This window comes from Pseudochrobactrum albidum (genome assembly GCF_051851455.1).
In the GTDB taxonomy this organism is placed as follows: Bacteria; Pseudomonadota; Alphaproteobacteria; order Rhizobiales; family Rhizobiaceae; genus Pseudochrobactrum.
This window is the reverse complement of record NZ_JBPVTR010000023.1, coordinates 159,396-183,196: the sequence shown is the minus strand read 5'-3', so window position 1 is coordinate 183,196 and position 23,801 is coordinate 159,396. Positions and strand designations below refer to the sequence as shown.

The following is a 23,801-nucleotide window of genomic DNA, read 5'->3' as shown; positions in this document are numbered from 1 at the left end:
AAGCCATAGCCGCAAAAAACGGCTATGGCTGAAATCCTGTTGCCAATTATTCACGTAAAGTCATGCAACCCATTCGCCCTTGCGCATAACCGGCACCACAGTGCCATCCTGCGCGATGCCATCCACGTCAATTTTATCTGAACCGATCATCCAGTCGATATGGATAAAGCTCTTATTGCCGCCTTGTGCCGCAATCTGATCCGGCGTGAGATCTGCCCCATTGATAAAACATTTGGAATAGCACTGCCCAAGCGCAATATGGCTGGCTGCATTCTCATCAAACAACGTATTATAAAACAGCAATCCGCTCTGCGAAATCGGCGAAGAATGCGGCACCAGCGCCACCTCCCCCAGACGACGCGCACCTTCATCCGTATCCAGAACCTTGTGCAGCACATCTTCGCCCTTGCCGGCCCTCGCTTCAACAATCCGCCCGCCTTCAAACCGCACAGATATATTATCAATCAGTGTGCCCTGATGCGATAACGGCTTGGTGCTGGCAACCCTGCCCTCAACGCGCAAGGCATGCGGGGTTGTAAACACTTCTTCCGTTGGAATATTGGGGTTGCAGGTCACGCCGTTTTTTGCCGTTGACGCACCGCCATGCCACTCATGGCCATCAGCCAGCCCGACCGTGAGATCCGTATCCGGACCGGTAAAATGCAAAGCCCGGAAATTGCACTCATTGAGTAATTTGGTGCGCTTGCGCAATTGCGCATTATGCAGCCCCCATGCCGCAACCGGATCAGCATTGTTCACGCGCGATGCAGCAAAAATCGCCTCTGCCAGTTTGCGGGTTGCAACATCCGGCCTGTCCTGCGGAAAAACCAGCTTTGCCCAGGATGGATTGGGATAAGATACGATATTCCAGTTAATATCAAAGCCAGCGATTTTTTCCAGTGCCGGCTGATAAGCCATTGACAGAGCCTTATTGGCGCGGGCAACCTTTCCGGCATCCTGTGCAGAAAGCAACATCGGATTATCACCGGCAACAGCCAGACGTGCCGCTCCCTGTGCATAGGCCTTGGCCATGCCCTGATAAAGCCAGTCGCCAGCGCGATCAAAGCTTTCATCCGGCGCATATTGAAAGCGTGCCAGCGCCATTTCCTCATCAGAAAAAAACGGTGTTACAAGCCCTGCGCCGGCCTTATAGGCATGTTCCGCAATCCGCCTTACCAGCGGCAGCGCCGCAACCGGCGCGGTGATCACCAGATCCTGCCCTTTTTGCAATTGCAAGCCAACCTTAACGGCAACTTCAGCCAGCTTATCCAGCTTGACCGGATCAATAATTGCATCAGCAGGATTAGGACAGCTCAATTCTGACATAAGACTCTCCGCTTTTTTTCATCTGTTACCACAGATACTCCCGCCCGCCCGATCCGGCCAGCCCCTGAAACAGGATTTTACGCATCCGCTCCGCATCTATGCCTTGTTTTAAACGTAATATGCGATGATCTATAGCCAGCCAAAAGAAACAGCGTTAATATATCTATAGCCATATTTATCGGGGCACATAATGAACCGAATTATCAATATCATACATCCGGCCACAACGCACAGGCTCATGTCAGGATTGTTTGCGGCTGTTTTGCTTGCAACCATTGCGGGCTGCACGACACTAACACCTGAACAGCAGCGTGCAGAGGATGAAAGAGCCTGCCTCAGCTATGGCTTTAAACCCAAGACAGAAGCCATGGCCAATTGTCTGTTACAACTTCATCTGGATCGCCGTGCCGATATTCGCGCATGGCAAAATGACCGGCCGCAATTTTCCACCCCAATGGTGATTTATCAGCCAATGGTCGTATCACATCCGTGAAATCAACGCATTTCAGTTCTATAAAAGCACTGAAATGCCATATCCCTTTGTTTTGAAATATTATTTAACCGAAAAATCGCCCTGATCTTCGCGTATACATGCTTTGTCTGATCCGGAAACCGATCAGAAGACCGGCTCGGGCCGGTCTTGTGCCAGCAATAATGCGCCAATGGCATCAACTTTCTGCCTGTTTACCCCGTCAACCCCTGCAAAAGCATTTTGTGCTGAAGCAACAACGGGTTTGGTCTCAAAAGGCAATTGTGCCGGTACCGGCAATTTGTTTTCCGGCATATGATAAGCAAGCTGAACCGCGGTTTCTTCCGTTCTTGTCGTGGCAGACAGGCCTGCAGGAACCGGCGCCAATCGCGGTTGTCCGGCAGAGGCCACCATAACCGGCGCGGCAGCAGGCAGACGATCTCCTTTACCGGTTGTGACATCATATATGCTTTCCGGCATGGACTGGTTCTTCGGCTCATAGGCAGCGGCAAGATTATAAGGTGTATCCGGCAGCGGTGATTCAAGCGTACCGTCTCTGCGGCGCTTTTCATAAAAAGAATTACCGCCGGCAACCAACACATAATGCATATTTTTATATGGGAATTTCAAACCGGCCGTATGGAAAAACATGGCATTTTTCAACTTCGGATGCCGCTCCCCCTTCAACACGGCATCTGCTGCTTCCCGCACATCCGGCAAGGCTTTTGAATTCATCGCACGGGTCATAACACCGGGTGCAAACTGATTTTTCTGCCCGACTACGCCGCAAATTGTATCGGGATATTTTTCAGAGATCAGCCGGTTCATCACCACAGTGCCCACGGCAACAAGGCCATCGCGGCTGGAGCGGGCAGATTCAAAAAACATTGCACGCTCAAGGCATTCCCGATCTTTGGCAGTATAGGTATAGGTTTTCTTACCGTTACGGATTGTTACGCCTGATTCTGTGGCCGCGCTTGCGTTTTTATCCGGTTTGGAACCTGTCGATGTTGTGGTGCAGCCCGCGAGAATAAAAGGCGTGGCAACCAGCGCACCGATAAACAGTGTTTTCGCTAGATAAGAGCGTTTCAACGGTTCATCCTTATCAACAATGACTCACCCAAGCGGAACGCCTGCAATATTCAGACATATTCACGACAATCAGGTTTTAATAAAAGCTGCATAAAGCTCACTGCATATTTAGGCCAAATGAAGGCAAATAGCCGTTTTTTTTGCACCTGAAAGCTTTAACGGGATCGGTTAAAATTTATATCTCCAAAATGCGCCCCAATAGTTAACAGCTTGTTAATACTTAATTTTAAAATGTCACAAAATGGAGCAGCCCATATCTGACCGCAAAAAATATCAGGAAGATCAATCCTTGAAGCTGACATCAACCTGCTGCATTTGCGGTGCGATCGTGCCATATTTCATGAAAAATACGAAAAAATCACCACCGCATGCAATAAAATCCGCGCTGCCCGCCCGCCCTCATATTTTATAACAGGGTGTCATAAAATAATGTATTTCAGTGATTATCAGTGAAGATGCGGCTTAACGATTTGCCACTATGCAGGTAACGGGAATCAAAAAAACCGGCACGAAAGATCCGCACCGGTTATTTTTGCAATTTTACAATTCCATCAATCCGGCAAAAATCAGCCAAAAGCATAGCCCGCACCACGCACGGTGCGAATCGGATCGGCCTCACGCCCTGTATTAATGGCCTTGCGCAGACGGCCGATATGCACATCCACCGTGCGGTCATCAACATAAATATCGCGCCCCCAGATCCCGTCCAGCAATTGGGTGCGCGAGAACACGCGCCCGGGCGCCATCATGAAATATTCCAGCAAGCGAAATTCTGTAGGCCCAAGCTTGATTTCACGCTCCTTGCGATAAACACGGTGTTGCTGACGATCAAGCACAATCTCGCCGACTTTTAGAACATGAGACAAAACACTTGGATTTGCACGGCGCAACATTGCCTTGATACGCGCCAAAAGCTCGGGCGTGGAAAACGGTTTGACCACATAATCATCAGCGCCAACAGCAAGGCCGCGCACACGCTCGGATTCTTCACCGCGGGCTGTCAGCATAATAATCGGCAGTCTTTCGGTTTCTGCCCGCTGGCGCAAACGGCGGCACAGCTCTATGCCTGAAACACCGGGGAGCATCCAATCCAGCACCAGAAGATCCGGTACATTTTCACGCAAATGGATTTCAGCCTCATCACCGCGCAGGATTGTATCAACCTGATAGCCCTCGGCCTCAAGATTATAGCGCAGCAATTCGCTGATGGCTTCTTCGTCTTCAACAACCGCTATTCTTGGCGTATGTGACATTGCTTATCCATTATTCATCTAGACATAAGGGGGCATTTGCCCTCCGGATCATCCGGAAGGCAGGACTTAACCTGTTCTCATTTGCAACGCTTAAAAGCGCCGCTTACGGGCCATTCAGGCAGAATGGCCTAGTTTTTATGCAGATCATCCAGCACAACATCATGGCTCAGATCATCCTTGGGACGATCCGGCGGCATTTGATTGCCGGTAACAATATAATAAACCGTCTCGGCAATATTGGTGGCGTGGTCGCCAATGCGCTCAATATTCTTGGCGCAGAACAAAAGATGGGTACAGGCTGTAATATTACGCGGATCTTCCATCATATAGGTCAGAAGCTCGCGGAACAGCGATGTATACATCGCATCAATCTCATCATCCCGGTCGCGTACAATATTAATCTGGTTAACCGAGCGCGTTGCATAGGCATCCAGCACATCCTTAAGCTGGGTGCGGGCAAGCTCGGCCAGCGTTTCCAGGCCACGATAGAGCTTAACCGACTGGCGGGTTTCAGAAACAGCCACCACGCGTTTGGCAATATTTTTACCCATATCGCCCACGCGCTCCAAATCGGCGGAAATACGGATAGCGCCAATAATTTCACGCAGATCAACTGCCATAGGCTGACGTTTGGCAATAATCATAATCGCCTTTTCGCCAATCTCACGCTCACCGGCATCGAGGATAAGATCCTCAGAAATTACGCGTTGTGCCAATGCATTATCAGCCGTTACAATCGCCTTAATAGACTGCTCAACCATACGCTCTGCATGGCCACCCATTTCGGCAATCTTGCGCGCAAGAAATTTCAGCTCTTCATCATAGGATGTAACCGTATGCTGTGACGGCATGGAGATTTCCTTATCCTTCATAAAACTGACCTGACAGTTCAAAACCTTTTCAGACAGATTTAGCCGAAACGGCCGGTGATATAATCCTGAGTGCGTTTTTCTTTTGGTGCAGTGAACATCATATCCGTATCTCCCACCTCAACCAAATTTCCTAAATGGAACATTGCCGTTGTCTGGGAAATACGTGCAGCCTGCTGCATGGAATGCGTGACGATGACAATTGTATAATCGCGGCGCAATTCATCAATAAGCTCCTCCACCTTGGCCGTTGCAATCGGATCAAGTGCTGAACATGGCTCATCCATCAGGATAACTTCGGGGCTCACCGCAATGGCGCGGGCAATACAAAGGCGTTGCTGCTGCCCTCCGGACAGGCCGGTACCGGCATCATTGAGGCGATCCTTCACCTCTTCCCAAAGGCTTGCACCACGCAGGCTTTTCTCAACAATCGCATCCAGATCAGCGCGGCTGCGGGCAAGGCCGTGAATACGCGGGCCGTAGGCAACATTTTCATAGATCGATTTCGGGAACGGATTGGGCTTCTGAAACACCATGCCCACGCGTGCACGCAGTTCCACCACGTCAATCTTTGGATCATAAATATCCTCGCCATCCAGCGTAATCCTACCTTCCACGCGGCAACCTTCAATCGTATCATTCATACGATTAAGCGAACGCAGAAATGTGGACTTGCCGCAGCCGGAAGGGCCGATCAGCGCCGTAACGCTGTTTTCCTCAATATCCAGGTCAACGCCGTGCAAAGCCTGTTTTTCACCGTAGAAAACCTTGACCTTGTCGCCGCGCATTTTAATTTTTTTATCAGGCAAGGCGTTCATCTTTTCTCCGAGTGTTTTTTCCAATGTATAATCATTCATCAGGTTCATGATCGCGTCTCCGGCTCACACTTAAGCTTTTTTCGCTTTGCTCAAGGTTACCATCTGCGCTCAAAACGGCGGCGCAGGATAATGGCAGCAATATTCATCACAGCGAGAAACAGGAGCAGCACAATAATTGCACCTGATGTCCGCTCCACAAAAGCACGTTCTGCTTCATTCGCCCACATGAAAATCTGTACCGGCAATGCGGTTGCAGGATCCATAGGGGTAACAGGCGCATTGGCAACAAAAGCCACCATACCAATCAGAAGCAGCGGAGCTGTCTCACCCAGAGCCTGCGCAAGACCAATAATTGTGCCGGTGAGAATACCGGGCGCGGCCAGCGGCAATACATGATGAAACACCATCTGCGTTTTTGAAGCGCCAAGCCCCAAAGCGGCGGCACGGATTGACGGCGGCACGGCACGCAGCGCCGCACGGGTTGCAATGATAATTGTCGGCAGGGTCATCAGGCTTAAAACCAGACCGCCAACCAGCGATGCAGAGCGGGGCAAACCAAAGAAATTGATGAAAACCGCAAGCCCCAGCAAGCCGAATACAATAGAAGGCACTGCCGCAAGATTATTAATATTCACCTCAATAATATCGGTGAAACGGTTTTTACGGGCATATTCTTCCAGATAAATCGAGGCTGCAACACCGATCGGCAGGGCAAAAACCAACACGATCAGCATCATATAAAGCGAGCCGATCAATGCAACGCCAAGGCCGGATGTTTCCGGACGGCTGGAAGCGCCGAAGGTGAACAGGCCGGTATTGAAAGCCTTGCGCATCATGCCCTCGTCTTTCAGCGTTTTCATCCAGCCAAGCTGCAGATCCGAGACCTTGCGCTTGCTCTGGTCAACTGAAAGATCAATCTGGCCTTTATTGGCAGAATCAATATCAGCGGCAGCAAGAACGGTGATGGTTTGCGTTGTACCGATCAATGCCGGATTACCGGTTACCATTTCACGCAACTGAATACGCACACCATCCGAATAAAACCGGGTGAGATCGCGCATTGCCGCACGATTGGATTTATCCACACCAAGTTTTTCAGCAAGGGCATTGCGCACCAGCAACGGATAATTGGCAGTAATCAGCACATTTGGATTAACCTGGCGCTGATTATTCGGATCAATCACCTGCTGATCCAGCAAAACCGGAATTTCAATAACAGTCTGCTGAAAGGCCGTGTAACCTTTAGAGATAACCGAATAAAACAATGCGCAGAGAAAGAAGATGCCGATTGCAATTGCCAGCACGCCATAAAGGCGGAACCGGCGCTCTGCTGCATAGCGGCGTTTAAGCCCTATATCGCGGCGGGCGGGGGCTGCTGATACAGCCTTGGGAGAAAAAACAGCTTCGCTCATTCATATTGCTCCCGATATTTGCGCACGATGTACAGGGCAAAGATATTCATCAACAATGTCAGGAAAAACAGGGTGATACCCAGTGCAAAAGCCACCAGTGTCTGCGGCGAGTTGAACTCAAGATCACCGGTCAGCTGATTGACGATTTTCACGGTGATTGTCGTCATTGCCTCAAACGGATTGATGGTAAGATTGGCGGCAACACCGGCAGCGAGAACCACAATCATGGTCTCACCAATCGCACGGGAGGCTGTCAGCAGCAGCGCGCCCACAATTCCGGGCAGAGCGGCAGGCAGAATAACCCGCTTAATCGTCTCGGAACGGGTGGCGCCAAGCCCCAGTGAGCCATCCCGCAAAGAGCGCGGCACCGCGGTGATAATATCGTCAGACAGGGAAGAGACAAACGGGATCAGCATAACCCCCATGACCAGACCAGCGGTGAGCACGCTCTGCGCCATGATAAAACCCTGACCACCGGAAAGCGCCGCACTCAAATCCCGCAGGAACGGGCCAACCGCAACCAGCGCAAAGAAACCATAGACAATTGTGGGAATGCCGGCCAGCACTTCCAAAAGCGGCTTGATAACAGCGCGTGTTTTGGGGCCTGCATATTCAGACATATAAATAGCCGCGAACAGACCAACCGGCACGGCAAAAATCATTGCCACCAGCGCGATATAAAGTGTACCGGCAAGCAGCGGGATAAGGCCGAACTGGCCGTGAGAATCGGCAGCGCCGGCGGCTGCAAAGCGCGGATCCCACACTGTGCCGAAAAAGAATTCAGCGGGCGGAACCGCACTGAAAAAGTTAATGGTTTGAAACAGCATTGAAAAAACAATGCCGACAGTGGTGAGAATGGCAATCGTGGAAGCGGCAATAAGCCCCCACAAAACAATGCGCTCCACATTATTGCGGGCACGCACAGAAGGGGAAATGGTCATCCAGCCAAAGATCAGTCCGGCAAGGGCAAGAGCAATTGTCACCCATCCGCGCAGGCCGGAAGACAGCTCATCAGCCTTGTTCCATTTGACGGCAATCGGCACCATCACATCCTGGCCCTCTGTTGCAAGCGCAACACCTTTGCCGGCCAGAAGACGGCGCACATCCGCATAGGTTTGCGGCAGAGTTTCCAGTTCCCGCGCATCAAGACGCTTCAGCCCGCCAGCCAGGCTTTTAACCATGCCAAGCGACAGACTCTCGCTGTAATTTTCAGAATGACCGAGGCTGTCATGCAATTGCGATTTTGCAGATTGTTCCAGATAAATATCTGCACTCACAGACCAGATAACAAGCACAATAAGTGCCGGAAGCACTGTCAGGGAGAACGCCCACCATCCATGATAATGCGGGCGCGAATGTGGCCTGGTTTTGCCCTCTCCGGTATCTGCCCCGGCATTTAATTGTGCAATTGCCTTGCCACGCCCTACAAAAAAACCTGCAAGACCAAGCGCAACCACAATTGTTAAGACCAGCATGATCGACATTTGATTTTCCTGATCGCCGTCCTCAAAAAATAATCCGGGTGCAGTTATTATGCACCCGGATCAGCGGTAAATTATTTGGCCTGCATAATTGTGCCGGCAGCAAAGGCATCGCGCTGAGCCTTACGTTCAGCTTCAGGAGCCGGAACCAGACCATAATCAGCGAGCGGGCCTTCATCGCCGATCATCTGATCAGACAGGAAGAATTCCACATATTCCTTCAAGCCCGGAATAACGCCAAGATGGGCTTTCTTCACATAGAAGAACAGCGGGCGGGAAACCGGATATTCACCTTTGGCAATTGTTTCCACGCTTGGCACAATATCGTTTACCGTTGCAACTTTCAGCTTGTCGGCATTGTTCTCATAGAAGGACAGGCCAAACACGCCAACGCCGGTTTTATTGGCACTGATACGGGCGAGCGTTTCGCTGTAATCACCATCAATATCAACAGCCTTGCCGTCTTTGCGCACAGCGATACAGGTTTTGGCCGCAGCCTTATCATCCGCACCGCCGGCCTTGATCACTTCCAGCGCACCGCTTTCCTTACAGCCGTCGGCCAGGAGTTTTTCTTCAAAAACTTCGCGGGTGCCGTGTTTTTCACCCGGAATATAAGCAGCAATTTCCCAATCAGGCAGCGCGGAATTTACCTCGTTCCATTTGGTGTTGGGATTATCAACCAGCTTGCCATCAACAACAATTTTGGCAGCCAGCGCCTTATACACATCGACCGGGCTCAGCTTCCAATCCGGACCGTTAATATCCGTTGCAAAAACAATGCCATCATAACCGATGCGCACTTCCTGCACATCCTTGACGCCTGCATCAATACAAGACTGCAGTTCACTCGCCTTCATTGCGCGGGATGCATTGGCAATATCAATCGTGTTTTCGCCAACACCTTTACAGAAATCCTTGATACCTGCGCCCGAACCGCCCGATTCAATCACAGGGGTTTTGAAATCCGGATAGGTTTCGCCGAAAGTTTCAGCAACGATTTTGGCATAAGGCAGAACCGTTGAAGAACCGGCAACCTGAATCTGGTCGCGGGCCTGCGCGGCAGTTGCACCAGCCACAGCAGCAATTGCCAATGCAGCAGTCGTTGTAATCAGCTTGTTCATAGGAGCAGCTCCAGTTGGAAGAATGAGGTAACGTGTTGAACGCTACCAGCCATCTACGCGCTCTATATTACAGCTATATGACACTAATATTACAGGTTTGTATCAATCTGCAATTCAGCATTTTATGATAAAAAAACAATGCCGGATGCAAAAACCTGCCGATAACAAACAGGCCTTTATGAAAAAACAACAGATACAAGGCCTTAAGGTAAAGGGGGCCTGATATCCGCCTGTCTGTCCGGTATTCAGCCATTTATTGCAATACCAGCCAGCCGGAAATGAGAATAATCACGGCTCCGCTCAGCATATGCAGTTCCACCGGCGCATTAAACAACAGGGCGCCATAAATCAGCCCCCAGATAATCTGGCTATACTGAACAGGCGCAACCACTGAGGCAGAACCAAGCCGGAATGCCTTGACGATCATGGTTTGTGCAAAAGCAATCAAACCGCCCCCCAATGCAGCCAGCGCCAGATTTTGCCAGCTCACCGGCATCAACCCGTTATAAAGCGCAAGCAGGCCGGCAAAACAAGATTGCACCAACAAAAGCGCCACAACCAGCGCCCTGTCCGACTCATCATTTCTGGCACGGCGCAACATAACCTGTGCAATTGCAAAAAACAGCGCCGAGCCCAGAGCCGCCAGATGACCGGAAGATAAAGGTGCCGCCCCCGGCTGCAGCACCCAGACCACACCGGCAAAACCGAGAATCACCCCCGCCCAGCCGCGCAGTGAAAGCCGCTCTCCCACCATAATAAAGGCAACCACAGCCACAAGAATCGGCGACAGAAAACCAAGCACATAGGCTTCAGCCAAGGGCAAGGCTGAAAAAGCATAATAAATCAGCAATGTATTCATGGATAACAGCAAGGCGCGGCCAAAAGCCAGTTTTGGATAAAGCGGCAATAATTGCCGCGCCTGACCGCGTGCCAGACTGTGAAAAACAAGAAAGGATAAAGCAAAAACCGACAACAGAAATGTTGTTTCATAAACGCCAATACGTGCACTTAATGTTTTGACAATCGTATCCGCGCCGGAAAAAGCCGAAAAGGAAATAAAAGCGATCAGAGCCGCACGCAGATTATTTGTTTGATATTTTGTCATTCAGCTTGTCACCAATGCAGCAGCACAGCACAATTTTGCACGATAGGCGATGAGTATCATTTCCAGAGATCTCTTCAGACAGGCAGGCGCCCTCCCCGCAACGCTGCATGTGACAACAGAAATATATCAAAAGCCCGCGCAGAAACTGAAGAGCACCGCACGCAACTGCTTATATAAACTGTGCCTGCGCGACGTTACTGTTTCTTATAAAGAAAGCAAGCGATTTCAACGATTGTGACAGACTATGCCGGTCACGATTCAGTGTCGGCATAATCTCTCTCAACCATTTAATAATATTGTATCTTTTTAAGATAATGTTACACATAAAATTTACGCGAAACAGACAGGTTTGCACTTCGCTTTCAAAGCGCTCCGGCATCTTGTAAAAAACGAAAATCCTTATGCGGATTTCACCGCTTTTCCTGCCACATAGGTTTGCACAACGGCGCGGTCATCGCCCAGTGTCTGCAGCAAAAACAATTCCTGCGCCAGATTGGAACCGGCATCCATACGCAGCCGCATCGCAGCCGTAGCGCGACTGTTGAGCACCACAATATCGGCCTCTGTTCCCGCTTGCAGCGTGCCGATTTTATCCTCCATGGAGAGCGCGCGCGCATTGCCCAGAGTCATCATATAAAATGAGGCAAGCGGATTGAGCCGCTGGCCGCGCAATTGCAGCACCTTATAACCCTCATCCAGCGTGCGCAGCATTGACCAGCTGGTGCCGCCGCCGATATCTGTCGCCACAGCGATACGCACACCCGCATCACGCAGGCCGTCACGGTCAAACAAGCCGCTGCCAAGAAAAAGATTGGATGTCGGGCAGAACACAGCCACAGAACGGCTTTCAGCCAGTATCCTAACCTCGCGTCCGGAAAGATGGATGCAATGGCCGAGCAGTGTTTTTTCCCCGAGCAAACCATAATGCTCGTAAATACCGGTATAATCCGGTGCATCAGGATATAATGAACAGGTAAATTCAATCTCGGCGTGATTTTCAGACAGATGGGTCTGCACATAACAATCCGGATATTCCCGCACCAATGCCTGTGCGGCCTCCAGCTGTGCGGGTGTGGATGTAATGGCAAAACGCGGGGTAATCGCATAATCAAGCCGCCCTTTGCCATGCCAGCGGGCAATCAGTGCCTTTGTGTCATCATAAGATGATTGCGCTGTATCGCATAATGCGGCAGGGGCGTTGCGGTCCATCATCACCTTGCCGGCAATATTGCGCATTGCGCGCCGCTCGCTGGCACGAAAAAACGCATCCACGCTTTGCGGGTGCACAGAGCCGTAAGCTGCAACTGTTGTGGTGCCGTGGCGCAGCAATTCATCAATAAAACGCTCTGCTATATGCTCGCCAAACTGCTCATCGGCATATTTCTGCTCTTCAATGAAAGTATAATCATTGAGCCAGTCCAGCAATTCTGCTGCATAGGATGCAATGACCTGACTTTGCGGAAAATGAATATGCGCATCGATAAAGCCCGGCATGATAAGATACGGGCGGTGATCTGTTTGCGGTATACCAGGCATAGCCTGTGCGGCTATAGCCGCATAATCGCCCATAGCTTTGATCAGCCCGCCTTCAACAAGAACCGCGCCATCTTCATAATAATCATAAGACCGGCTATCACCTGAATCCTGCGGCTCGCTGATAAAACTGAGAACCCGCCCGCGGATGAGATGCTGCGACGCCTGTGCCATTGAGCTGTTAACCATAGGATAATCCTTACCACAAACAGACAGATAAAGAGATTTCGTCAGGGGCTGGCAAGTGATGCCGTTTCATACCAGCGCCGCAGCAATAACCGTTCCTTGGCACTCATCCCCGTGAGATTTGCAGGCGGCATGGCATGAGAGCGCGCGGCATTGAGATAAATTTCACGCGCATGCGCAGCAATGGCACTATCGCTATCAAGCAGCACGCCTTTGGGCGGCACCAAAATTCCTTCCCAGACAGGTTCTGCCATATGACACATGGAACAACGCCCCAGCACCGTATCGCGCACCGCTTCAAACTCCGGCGCATCGATGAAATTCTGCCGGATTGCTGAAACCGCCGCGGCTTGCGCCTCACCGGCATGATCCGGCTGTTTTGGCTCGGTAGACAACCACATAATCATAATAAACAAAATGGTTGTTGCCAGCCATGTCCAGGCAGGGCTGCCCTTGCGCGCATGGCGCGTGTTGAACCAGTGACGGATTGTTACCCCCATCAAAAATACCAGAGAGGCAATAATCCAGTTATATTTGGTGCCAAAAGCCAGCGGGTTATGGTTTGACAACATCAGAAAAATCACCGGAAGGGTAAGATAATTATTATGCGTGGAACGCTGTTTGGCAATCACGCCATATTTGGGATCGGGTGTGCGCCCCGCAATAAGATCAGCCACAACTTTTTTCTGATTGGGAATAATAACCTTAAACACATTGGCTGACATGATCGTGGCGGTAAATGCGCCAAGGTGCAGAAAGGCCGCACGGCCTGTGAATAATTGTGTGTAACCCCAGGCCATAAAGACCAGCACGCAATAGAGAATAACCATTAATTGCGTGGTGTTGCGCCCGAGCGGCGACCTGCACAAAAGATCATACATAATCCAGCCGCCGGCAATGGATGCCAGAGAAATGATAATTGCAGTGGCGCGGGATATATTCAGCACCTGCGGATCAATCAGATAAAGATCGGCGCCGCCATAATAAACGATACAGAGCAAGGCAAAGCCGGACAACCATGTGGCATAGGATTCCCATTTAAACCAGATCAGGTCTTCCGGCATACGTGATGGCGCAACCAGATATTTCTGGATATGGTAGAAACCGCCGCCATGAACCTGCCATTCCTCGCCATAAGCGCCCGCCGGCAGATCCGCCGCCTTACGCAAGCCCAGATCGAGAGCGATAAAATAAAAAGATGAGCCGATCCACGCAATGGCAGTGATAACGTGGAGCCAGCGGGCGGCAAAACCAAGCCAGTCCCACGCGATTGCCAGTTCAAACATGCATTCCTCCCCGATATGCAGCTGACATTTGCCACTATAGGAGAAGAATCAGGGAAAATACCAGAGCGGTTTATGTTGCAACCATCCCGCACTATTCATCATGGCAGAATGGATGCAGATCAAAAACGCAGCCCCTGCGCACGTTCCGGCAACAGAGTTATGGTTTGCGCATCCACATTGGCAAAGGCAAAGCGCAGAAAATCCTGTTGCCCTTCGCCGAAATAAGCCCCGGGAATGGTGATAACGCCACAGGTTTTTGCCAGCTTCTCAGACACCACTGCCGATTCCATGCCCCTGAATGGATGACGCACAAAAGCAAAATAAGCGCCGACAGAAACAGCCTCCCAACCCTTCATCGCGGCAATTGCAGCACGCAGTGCCTGTGCACGGCGGGCAATTTCACGGCGGTTTTCATTGCGCCATTCTGCCAAGGGCTCAATTGCCTGCGCAATGGCTGCCTGCGGCGGGCGCGGAGCGCAGATTTGCAAATTATCCATAATTTTGGCGATTTCATAAATCACCCGTTCTGCCGCAACAATCGCGCCAAGGCGATGCCCCGGAATACAAAAAGATTTGGAGAAACTGTAGAGCTGGACAAGATAATCCCCCCAGTCATCTTCAGCAAATAAATGATGCGGGGCTGCTTCTGCATCCTCCAGAAAATCGCGATAGGTTTCATCCAGCACAAGCCATGTGCCATTGGCGCGGCAAATTTCATAGATCTCTTTCAAGACCTGCGGCGGATAGACTGCGCCGGTCGGATTATTTGGCGTGACCAGCGCCAGCACCTTTACCCCCGCATGCAGCACCTGTTTTAATTCAGCCGGATCCGGCACAAAACCGTTTTCCGCACGGCATGGCATCAATTCCAGCCCGATGCCCAGCATAGCCAGTGAAGTTTCATGGTTGAAATAGAGCGGATTGCTCAGCATCACCACATCACCGGCGCCGGCCAGTGCCATGATCGCCGCGATAAAAGCCTGATTGCACCCGGCGGTAATCTGCACCTGTGCGGCTGCAAGCCCTGTCCGGTAAAGGCCGCTGACATGACGGGCATAGGCCTCGCGCAAAGCAGCAACACCTTCAATAGGCCCATAGCCGGCATAATCCTTGCTGCCGGCTGCCTCGCCCAGCAAGCGCAATATCGCATCATGGGGCGGATAGCCCGGCACCGCCTGAGACAAATCAATCAACGGCCCGCATGCGCCGTCATAGGCCTGTGCCCATGCTTTTACCGCCGGAATGGGCGGAAAGGACAAGGCTGAAATCACCGGATTGATACGCGGCCTGACAATATTGCTCATGGCAGTTTCCCTCAAAATACCAGTGCCGGCGCAACAATCGTGCCATACCGGCATTACTCCTCTGGCCGGGATAGCACATAGGCAGCAGAAGCCAACATAAAAAGCGCAACCCCAAGCCCCAGATACAGGCCGGGCCTTGCCCCAACGAGAAAAAGCACATAGCCGGCAACCATGCCGCCGCAGGCCAGTTTTTTGGCGCGACGCGGAATTGCGCCACGCTCACGCCATTTGATCACCAGCGGGCCAAACCGGGGATGAGAAAGAATATACTGCTCAAATCTTGGCGAAGAGCGGGCAAAAAACCATGCCGCAAGAATGATAAAAATCGTTGTAGGCATTACCGGTAAAACAGCGCCGATAACACCAAGTATGAGCATCAATATCCCAAGGCAAAAATACAGGATCCGCTGCGGCCCTGTCAGAACAGTTGGTGCGCCAGCGCCGTTTTTCTCACCAGCCTGCACAATGACAGCATCCGTAATTTCAGGATTCCTTGTTACCTGCGCCGGATGACCGGCTTGTTCGGAAGATGTGTCAGACAGTGGATGAGGCATCAGTAATACCCAACAGATTTAAAGATATGCGGCCTGAAAATAACACCTGTATTGTCTTGCTGCCCGCTCCTTCTTGTTTATCACAATTGGTAAGAGATAGCCGCCAATCATGCCGGTTCATGCTTTAAACCTAAAAGATGATGGTGACAATCAGCTTTTAAATTGTAGCAAAGCTGCCTTGCAAGCCTGCCTCAAAAGGTTCCAATTCTTGATCTTTGGCCTTTTACACTTGCCATACAAACACAGATTGCACCACCAAACCAACTGTCTGAGTTTTGAATCGGCAAATGATCATATCCTTTGCTTATAAGGCGGGACTCTCTCTCCAATTAATTTCTTAATATAAAATAATTTAAATGTAAAAATAAATAATTTATAAGAATAAAATTCAATTATAAAAAATATTTATTGCAAATAAATATTCAATATAACGAAATTTTACAAATCATTAACCTAAAACACAATTCAGGATATATTCCGGTTCTGACCATTTCAATGCCACATTTACATAGCAACTGAACGCCGGAACTTCTGCTTTTTCGGATTATTGATAAACCGAAGAGCGGTGCACAGATTGCTCGGTCATGCTCCGGCCTGCCCGCTCTGACCCAACCCTCACGCCTTGCAGTTTTGCACCCTATCAGGCAACCGCAAGGCGATGATACCGGTACAACCTATGATGACCAGAACCACCAGACACCTGCCTGCATTATTCGCCTTTTCCGCGGCTCTTTTTATCGCCTCCGCCTTTACGGGCAGTCATGCTGAAGCAGCTTCCGTCAATTGCGGCCGCGCTTCATGGTATGCTCTGACCTCCAAAACCGCTTCCGGCGAGCGGATGAACCCTGCAGGCATGACCGCTGCCCACCGCACCCTGCCACTTGGCAGCAAAGTGCGCGTAACCAATCAAAGCAACGGCAAATCCCTGATTGTGCGCATTAATGACCGCGGCCCTTTTATTAAAGGCCGTGTGCTCGACCTCTCCAAGGGAGCTGCGCAAAAACTGGGTTTTGTCGGCGCCGGACACACCAGGGTTTGCTATAGTAAGCTGTAATATTACCTCTATCACCAGCGGCATAAAAACTGCCGCTGTTCCGGTGATCAATTATATATTGATGCACCCTTAATGCGTGTTAACCATTTTTTAACAAATACCGGGGTGTTCCTTCCCGCACAATTGACTCCAGGCCGTTACGGATATTAACATTTTGTTAATAAGTCGCGTTGAGCTGAGGCGTTGTGTATGTTCAGTTTCAAAACCTTTAAAAATCTGGCTCTGTCAGCCGCAGGCACGGCGCTGGCTGTCGGATTTTCTTTATCCTCAGTTCAGGCGCAACAAGCTGATACGCCCTTTATGACAACGGGCGGCCTCACATCCCAGCCGATCGGCCATTATGAATTTTGCAAACGTCTGCCTAATGAATGCAATCTGACCTTTGCCCGAACCACGCCAATAAAGCTTGATCAGGCCACCTGGACAAAAATCCTGCAGGTTAATACGGATGTGAATAACCGTATTCAGCCGGTAACCGATATGGAACTTTACGGACAGGAAGAATATTGGGCTTACCCGTCTGTTGCCGGTGACTGCGAGGATTATGTGTTGCTCAAGCGCCGTGAACTGGCCGAAGCCGGCCTTCCGCTCAGCTCTTTGCTGATTACCGTTTTGCGCAAGCCTGACGGTGAAGGCCATGCGGTTTTGACCGTGCGCACCGATCGCGGTGATTTTGTGCTGGATAATCTCACCGACACGGTCAAAAACTGGCAGGAAACCGATTATACCTATCTCAAGCGTCAGGCTGCCAATCATACCGGGCGCTGGGTTTCCATTGAACCGCCGCATAATATGGTTGTCGGCGCCGTTAAATAAGCACTTTTATGCGCTGACCATCTCCGCAGCCATGCGATAGGATACGGCCTCGGCGAGATGGTGACGCTCCACATATTGTTCCGCCTCAAGATCAGCCAGAGTGCGCGCCACCTTCAACACCCGGTGATAGGCCCGCGCTGATAAACGCAGTTTTTCACTCACATCATAGAGCAGTTTGCGCCCGTCATCGCGCATGGCCGCCACTTCCTCCAGAAGGCTGGCCGGACAGGCTGCATTGGTTGCAATATGCGCGCAGCCAAGCTGCTTATAACGCGCCTCCTGTATGCGGCGCGCTTGCAGCACGCGCTGTGCCACAGAGGCGCTGGGTTCTGCCTGTGCGGTCAGAATAAGATCAGAGGGTTTGAGTGCTGCCACTTCCACCCGCAAATCAATACGGTCCAGCAAGGGGCCTGATATCCGCGCCTGATAATCACTGCGGCAGCGCGGCCCCCGTGCACAGGTAAAACCCGGCTCGCCGGCCATGCCGCATTTGCACGGATTCATCGCTGCCACCAGTTGAAACCGTGCCGGATAGCTGACACGGTGGTTGGCGCGGGCAATCATACATTCCCCCGTCTCCAGCGGCTGGCGCAGTGAATCCAGCACTTGCGGGGAAAATTCCGGCAATTCATCAAGAAACAGCACTCCATGATGCGCCATGGAAATCTCGCCCGGTTTTGCCTTGTGCCCGCCGCCAACCATTGCCGCCATGGAGGCAGAGTGATGCGGACTGCGAAACGGCCGCCGATCCGTAAGCCGCCCGCCCGATAAGGTGCCGGCTACCGAGGCAATCATGGAAACATCGAGCATTTCCCGCGCGGATAAAGGCGGCAAAATACCGGGCAGACGCTGCGCCAACATAGATTTTCCCGAGCCCGGCGGGCCTGAAAACAACAGATTATGATTGCCGGCCGCAGCAACTTCCAGTGCCCGTTTTGCACTTTCCTGCCCCTTAACATCCGCAAGATCAAGGATCATTTCCTCAGAATCATGCAGGCTCTGCAAAGCCGGTTGCGGGCGGGTCAGCACTTGCGAGCCGCGAAAATGATTAGCCAGTGCAATCAGGCTGCGCGGATTGAGTATCTCCATATCCGCATCCGCCCAGGCAGCCTCGGCACCGCAAGCCTGCGGGCAGATCAGCCCCATCCCATGCATATTGGCAGTAATAGCAGCAGGCAAAACGCCGGCAACAGGCGCAATGGCACCATCCAGCGCAAGCTCGCCCAATACCACATAGGATTGCAAACAATCTTCCGGCAAGGCACCAACCGCCACCATCAGCCCCATGGCAATTGGCAGATCATAATGCGAACCCTCTTTCGGCAAATCCGCAGGCGCCAGATTAATCGTCACCTTTTTAACCGGCATTGACAGGCCGGATGCATGCAACGCGGCCTGTACACGCTCACGGCTCTCAGCCACAGCCTTATCCGGCAGACCAACAATCGACATCCCCATCTTGCCCGGTGCCGCCATTACCTGCACATCAACAAGTTTTGCCTCAATCCCCTGAAATGCAACCGTGCTGATCCGCGCAATCATCACAATCCCCCGCCTCAGAGCAGTTCCGGTCAGAATAAATCACCGCCACCGCGCCAAATATTTGTTCCGTGGCATTTCATAAACGCAAAACCGTTTCACACTTTTGCTGGAAATGCTCAGGTCTTTATTTTATCGCATTATCCGGACGCAAAACCGCTTCACACTTTTGCTGGAAATGCTCGATAAAAACAATTTAAGCAGAAGAAACGCAGCAAGCAATAAACAAAAACACCGGAACTGCAAATGAGTTTCCGGTGTTTTAATAATTATATCAATTACTTATAAAGAAACAAAAAACCATTCAGGCGCGTTTTGCCTCCACCGCATCCCAGAAGATTTCGGCAATATCCGCGCCGCCAAAACGCTTGATTTCACGGATGCCGGTTGGTGATGTCACATTGATTTCAGTCATATAATCACCAATCACATCAATACCGACAAGGATAAAACCGCGCTCTTTCAGTGACGGGCCGATACGTGCACAAATCTCCTGTTCCCGCGCAGTCAGCTCCGTTGCCTCAGCGCGGCCGCCAACATGCATATTGGAGCGCGCATCGCTGGCCGCAGGTACACGGTTAATGGCACCCACCGGTTCACCATCAATCAAAATAATGCGCTTATCACCGGCACGTACCTCTTTGAGATAGCGTTGCACAATAAACGGCTCACGATACATCTGCTCAAACATTTCCAGCAACGAAGTCAGATTGCGGTCATCGCTGGTCAGATGAAACACGCCCGCACCGCCATTGCCATAAAGCGGCTTGATAATGATATCACCAAACTCCCTGCGAAACTTCAGCACTTCCTGAATATCTTTGGTAATCAGTGTTTCCGGCATAAGATCAGGAAATTCCGTGACAAAGATTTTCTCGGGGCTGTTGCGCACCCATGCCGGATCATTCACCACCAGCGTCTTGGGGTGAATGCGCTCCAGAAGATGGGTCGTGGTAATATAATTCATGTCAAAAGGCGGATCCTGACGCAGCAAAATCACATCCATTTCCGACAAATCTGTAGGCACAGCCTGACCAAGCGTGAAATGATCGCCCTCAATATCACGCACCTGCAACGGCTCCAGTGCAGCACTGACCACCCCATCGCGCATGGAAAGGCGATCCGGCGTATAATGATAAAGCTCATGGCCGCGCGCTGCCGCTGCAAGACACAGCGCAAAACTGGTATCTCCCGCGATACGAATGGAATTAATATGGTCCATCTGAACCGCAATTTTTAAAGCCATGATATCCTCATCAAGAAATTATGCCTTACACGCACTTGACAAAAATACCGGCTTGAACAGTTTTTTAAAAAACCCTGCGCCGGTATTTATAATTGTAACTACATAAATAATATCAGGGCATATTGCCTTCAACAATGATAATTTCACCATCGGCAACACTCTGGCGGATTGCCGCGGCAGCCTGATATTCCTGTGAATTATAGCAATCGAGCGCATGTTGCATGCTTGGAAATTCAATAATGACATTGCGGGCGCGCCCCTGCCCCTCAACCGCATGTGCAACGCCGCCACGGGCAATAAAATTTGCCTGATAGCGTTCAAAGGCCGGTCTGGCGGTGCTGATATAATCCTTATACCGCTCTGTATCACGCACATCCACACGGGCAATCCAATAGGCTTTTGTCATTATCTCTCACCTTTTTTAAATAAAGCCGGAATATAAAGCGCCGTTATAAAACCGCCGCCATCTCCTCCAGAATCTGTTGTGCGGCCGCCTTGCGGTCTGCGGCACCAACAATCGGGCGCGCCACCACCAAATGGCTTGAACCAGCACGCAAGGCATCTGCCGGTGTCATCACCCGTTTCTGGTCGCCTGCCGCGCTGCCCTTCGGGCGAATACCCGGCGTTACCACAGCCATTTCCGGCCCGATAATTTTACGGATAGCTGCTGATTCTGCCGCTGATGCCACAATGCCGCCCATGCCTGCTTCATAAGCCTGCTGCGCGCGGCGCAGCACCAGATCCTGCGGCGTCATCGTATAACCTGCCTCCAGCATATCGGCCTGATCCATCGATGTCAGAACCGTTACGCCAAGCAGGCAGAGATCAGACCCCCTTGCAGCGGCCACAGCCGCACGCATCGCCTTTGGATAGGCATGGAGTGTCATCATCGTCACGCCGCGTTTGGCAATATTTTCCACGCCCTTGGCAATCGTATTATCAATATCGAGCAATTTTACATCGAGAAAAACCTTTTTGCCCATTGCCAGCAAATGTGAGGCAAAATCCAGACCGCCACCTTTTGAACTATTGGAAAATACCAGTTGATAGCCGATTTTATAAAACGAAACCGTATCGCCCAGTTCTTCAACAATTTTTTCCGCTGCAATCACATCCGGCACATCAAGACCAACGATCAGCCGGTCGCGCACATTGCTCACATCCATCATCTATCTCCGCACATTATTCTGGTCTGGCACTGTTTTCTCTTCGCATAAGACAGGCCTGCAGAAAAGCTCTGATTGCCGGCAAGGCAATCAGATGCAGAGAAAATAAGATTTGGCAGGAAATTTTGCGTGCCATAAATACAAAATAGTTTTGCGTGGCCGGAATGGCTGAAATCAGACCAGAATCAAATCAGAATCCGGCGATAGACCCAAAGACGCACGGGCGGCAAATTCCGCAAAATAAAATCAAAGCCTTCCACGCTATAGGCGCCGCGCCCCACCGGCAATGGCGATACGGGCCCGTAAGAAATCTGCATAACCGGCCGGCCGGCCGGAATACGATTAAGCAGATCTTCCAGAAAAGTCAGACGCTTTTCCAGCGGGAAATTAAGAAGCGGCACAGCGGAGATAACACTGTCAAATTGCTGGTCACGATGCTCGCCAAGCGTTGTATCGAGATCAAACGCATCACCATGCAAAAAATTCACATCCGGATAGCAGTTTTGCAAATGATTGAAAAATGCCGCCGAATATTCAACTGAAAACAATTTTTCCGGTGCAATGCCACGCTCCAGAATAGCCTTGGTGATAACACCGGTGCCCGGCCCGAGCTCAAGAACCGGCAAACCCGATGCGGGATTAACAATGCTGGCCATGCGCCGCGCAGTAATGCTGCTTGTAGGCAAAATAGCCCCCACAGCTTTAGGCTTATCAATCCAGCCTTTAAAAAAACGGATCTCCTCATCAAATTTCTGCGCGAGTTTTTTAGGTATAAGACCAGCCATCAAACACTCCCATATGTCGCCAGCAGATAAAAGATTGACGCCTTTCGTGGCGGAAGCAAGACAAAAAATACCTGTAGCTATGATTTTCTTGAAAAGACGGAATTATAAAACTTAAAAAATAAAAGCGGTATTCGCAAAAACTGCCAATACCGCCCATCATGCCCCTTAAAATCTGCCGGTTTTAATCACTGATTCCCTCAAAGAAATCTTTCATCCGTGCAAAAAAACCGCTGGATTGCGGGCTGTTATCTCCCGATGAAATCTTTTCAAACTCTTCCAGCAATTCGCGCTGGCGTTTGGAAAGATTTTGCGGTGTTTCAATAGCAATCTGAATATAAAGATCACCGGTCATCTGCTGACGCAATATCGGCATCCCCTTACCCTTCAGGCGGAATTGCTTGCCATTCTGGGTGCCTTCGGGCACTTTAACGCGGGTCTGCGTGCCATCAAGTGTTGAGACCTCAAACTGCCCGCCAAGTGCAGCCGTCGCCATTGAAATCGGCACCTTGCAATAGAGATCCGCACCGTCCCGCTGGAAAAATTCATGCGGCTTGATGGACAGAAAAATATAAAGATCGCCATTGGGGCCGCCGCGCATACCAGCCTCGCCCTCGCCTGTCAGGCGGATACGGGTGCCATCCTCAATCCCTGCCGGAATATTGACAGACAGATTGCGCTCCTGACTGATGCGGCCGGTGCCGTCACATTTCGGGCACGGATCCTTGATCATCTGGCCACGGCCGTTACAGGTATGGCAGCTGCGCTCCACAGAGAAAAAGCCCTGCGCCACACGCACACGGCCGGCACCGCCGCAAGTGGTACAGGTTACAGGCTGCGTGCCTTTTTTAGCCCCGCTGCCCGCGCATTCTTCACACGAGATTGAGCCCGGCACACTGATTTGTGCCGTCTTGCCACTATAGGCTTCCTCAAGCGTGACTTCCATATTATAGCGCAGGTCAGCCCCGCGCTCGCGGCCATTAGAGCGCCGGCTGCGCCCACCCCCCATGACATCGCCAAAAATATCCTCAAAAATATCAGCAAAGCCACCAGCGCCGAAACCACCGCCAAAGCCGCCAAAGCCGCCGGCGCCACCGCCGCCATTTTCAAAAGCGGCATGACCAAAACGGTCATAGGCTGCACGTTTCTGCGGGTCTTTCAGCACATCATAAGCTTCACCCAGTTCCAGAAATTTGGCTGCTGCCTGTTCATCATTCGGATTGCGATCCGGATGATATTTCATTGCCAGCTTACGATAGGCGGATTTGATAATTTGATCGTCCGCCGTTCTGGCAACACCCAGCGTCTCGTAATAATCTACTTTCATAAACCATTCGTCCCGATGGCTGTTGTCTGATAATATTGCCCGGATCAGAACATTTCAGACAG

Annotated in this window: 22 protein-coding genes; 3 read left to right on the top strand and 19 right to left on the bottom strand. The window is 51.1% G+C overall.

The features are described 5' to 3' along the window. Positions 1-60 precede the first annotated feature (60 nt). A complete protein-coding gene (locus ACSTTO_RS09950; RefSeq protein WP_439273040.1) occupies positions 61-1,326 on the bottom strand; it encodes an aminopeptidase in 1,266 nt (421 codons plus the stop codon). Between the two features lie 238 nt (positions 1,327-1,564). Here ACSTTO_RS09950 and ACSTTO_RS09945 point away from each other — a divergent pair, with 238 nt between their 5' ends. Next, positions 1,565-1,819 (top strand): hypothetical protein, encoded by a 255-nt coding sequence (locus ACSTTO_RS09945; protein WP_439273267.1) that lies wholly within the window; start codon positions 1,565-1,567, stop codon positions 1,817-1,819. Between the two features lie 123 nt (positions 1,820-1,942). Here ACSTTO_RS09945 and ACSTTO_RS09940 read toward each other — a convergent pair whose 3' ends face one another. The 12 genes from ACSTTO_RS09940 to ACSTTO_RS09885 form a co-directional block, all read right to left on the bottom strand. After that, positions 1,943-2,887: a cell wall hydrolase gene (locus ACSTTO_RS09940; RefSeq protein ID WP_439273039.1), complete on the bottom strand. Its 945-nt coding sequence runs from the start codon at positions 2,885-2,887 to the stop codon at positions 1,943-1,945. Between the two features lie 566 nt (positions 2,888-3,453). Then, the gene (gene phoB / locus ACSTTO_RS09935) at positions 3,454-4,140 is read right to left on the bottom strand and encodes a phosphate regulon transcriptional regulator PhoB (protein WP_439273038.1); all 687 of its coding nucleotides are present in this window, start codon (positions 4,138-4,140) and stop codon (positions 3,454-3,456) included. Positions 4,141-4,268: 128 nt separating this feature from the next. Then, a complete protein-coding gene (phoU, locus tag ACSTTO_RS09930) occupies positions 4,269-4,991 on the bottom strand; it encodes a phosphate signaling complex protein PhoU (protein WP_439273266.1) in 723 nt (240 codons plus the stop codon). A 59-nt stretch (positions 4,992-5,050) separates the two neighbouring features. Next, positions 5,051-5,827: a phosphate ABC transporter ATP-binding protein PstB gene (gene pstB / locus ACSTTO_RS09925; protein WP_439273265.1), complete on the bottom strand. Its 777-nt coding sequence runs from the start codon at positions 5,825-5,827 to the stop codon at positions 5,051-5,053. Positions 5,828-5,922: 95 nt separating this feature from the next. Further along, positions 5,923-7,239, bottom strand: coding sequence for a phosphate ABC transporter permease PstA (pstA, locus tag ACSTTO_RS09920; RefSeq protein ID WP_439273037.1), 1,317 nt, complete (start codon positions 7,237-7,239; stop codon positions 5,923-5,925). Further along, positions 7,236-8,723 carry a phosphate ABC transporter permease subunit PstC gene (gene pstC, locus ACSTTO_RS09915; protein ID WP_439273036.1) on the bottom strand — a complete coding sequence of 496 codons (1,488 nt, stop codon included), beginning with the start codon at positions 8,721-8,723 and terminating at the stop codon, positions 7,236-7,238. The genes pstA and pstC overlap by 4 nt, the downstream gene beginning before the upstream one ends. A 71-nt stretch (positions 8,724-8,794) precedes the next feature. Beyond that, on the bottom strand, positions 8,795-9,841 hold the full coding sequence (locus tag ACSTTO_RS09910) for a PstS family phosphate ABC transporter substrate-binding protein (RefSeq protein ID WP_439273035.1): 1,047 nt from the start codon (positions 9,839-9,841) through the stop codon (positions 8,795-8,797). 253 nt (positions 9,842-10,094) lie between these two features. Beyond that, positions 10,095-10,946, bottom strand: coding sequence for a DMT family transporter (locus tag ACSTTO_RS09905; RefSeq protein ID WP_439273034.1), 852 nt, complete (start codon positions 10,944-10,946; stop codon positions 10,095-10,097). 399 nt (positions 10,947-11,345) lie between these two features. Continuing rightward, on the bottom strand, positions 11,346-12,668 hold the full coding sequence (gene guaD, locus ACSTTO_RS09900) for a guanine deaminase (RefSeq protein ID WP_439273033.1): 1,323 nt from the start codon (positions 12,666-12,668) through the stop codon (positions 11,346-11,348). A gap of 41 nt (positions 12,669-12,709) precedes the next feature. After that, positions 12,710-13,951 (bottom strand): urate hydroxylase PuuD, encoded by a 1,242-nt coding sequence (locus ACSTTO_RS09895; RefSeq protein WP_439273032.1) that lies wholly within the window; start codon positions 13,949-13,951, stop codon positions 12,710-12,712. Positions 13,952-14,070: 119 nt separating this feature from the next. Then, complete coding sequence (locus tag ACSTTO_RS09890; RefSeq protein WP_439273031.1) at positions 14,071-15,255, bottom strand: aminotransferase; 1,185 nt, start codon at positions 15,253-15,255, stop codon at positions 14,071-14,073. A 53-nt stretch (positions 15,256-15,308) separates the two neighbouring features. Then, positions 15,309-15,809, bottom strand: a complete 501-nt coding sequence (locus ACSTTO_RS09885) for a YbaN family protein (RefSeq protein ID WP_439273030.1) — start codon at positions 15,807-15,809, stop codon at positions 15,309-15,311. Between the two features lie 679 nt (positions 15,810-16,488). Here ACSTTO_RS09885 and ACSTTO_RS09880 point away from each other — a divergent pair. Together ACSTTO_RS09880 and ACSTTO_RS09875 are read left to right on the top strand one after the other, a co-directional pair. Further along, on the top strand, positions 16,489-16,863 hold the full coding sequence (locus ACSTTO_RS09880; protein WP_439273264.1) for a septal ring lytic transglycosylase RlpA family protein: 375 nt from the start codon (positions 16,489-16,491) through the stop codon (positions 16,861-16,863). Positions 16,864-17,052: 189 nt separating this feature from the next. Further along, positions 17,053-17,679: a transglutaminase-like cysteine peptidase gene (locus ACSTTO_RS09875; RefSeq protein WP_439273029.1), complete on the top strand. Its 627-nt coding sequence runs from the start codon at positions 17,053-17,055 to the stop codon at positions 17,677-17,679. Between the two features lie 6 nt (positions 17,680-17,685). Here the strand turns inward: ACSTTO_RS09875 and ACSTTO_RS09870 are convergent, their stop codons facing one another. The 6 genes from ACSTTO_RS09870 to dnaJ form a co-directional block, all read right to left on the bottom strand. After that, positions 17,686-19,221 carry a YifB family Mg chelatase-like AAA ATPase gene (locus ACSTTO_RS09870; protein WP_439273028.1) on the bottom strand — a complete coding sequence of 512 codons (1,536 nt, stop codon included), beginning with the start codon at positions 19,219-19,221 and terminating at the stop codon, positions 17,686-17,688. A 301-nt stretch (positions 19,222-19,522) separates the two neighbouring features. Further along, positions 19,523-20,464, bottom strand: a complete 942-nt coding sequence (gene gshB / locus ACSTTO_RS09865; protein ID WP_439273027.1) for a glutathione synthase — start codon at positions 20,462-20,464, stop codon at positions 19,523-19,525. A 112-nt stretch (positions 20,465-20,576) separates the two neighbouring features. Further along, a complete protein-coding gene (locus tag ACSTTO_RS09860) occupies positions 20,577-20,870 on the bottom strand; it encodes a DUF1330 domain-containing protein (protein ID WP_439273026.1) in 294 nt (97 codons plus the stop codon). Between the two features lie 43 nt (positions 20,871-20,913). Continuing rightward, the gene (pyrF, locus tag ACSTTO_RS09855; RefSeq protein WP_439273025.1) at positions 20,914-21,633 is read right to left on the bottom strand and encodes an orotidine-5'-phosphate decarboxylase; all 720 of its coding nucleotides are present in this window, start codon (positions 21,631-21,633) and stop codon (positions 20,914-20,916) included. 182 nt (positions 21,634-21,815) lie between these two features. Further along, entirely contained in the window at positions 21,816-22,415 is a 600-nt protein-coding gene (gene pmtA, locus ACSTTO_RS09850; RefSeq protein WP_439273024.1) for a phospholipid N-methyltransferase PmtA, read from the bottom strand. A gap of 181 nt (positions 22,416-22,596) precedes the next feature. Further along, complete coding sequence (gene dnaJ / locus ACSTTO_RS09845) at positions 22,597-23,739, bottom strand: molecular chaperone DnaJ (protein ID WP_439273023.1); 1,143 nt, start codon at positions 23,737-23,739, stop codon at positions 22,597-22,599. Positions 23,740-23,801 lie beyond the last annotated feature (62 nt).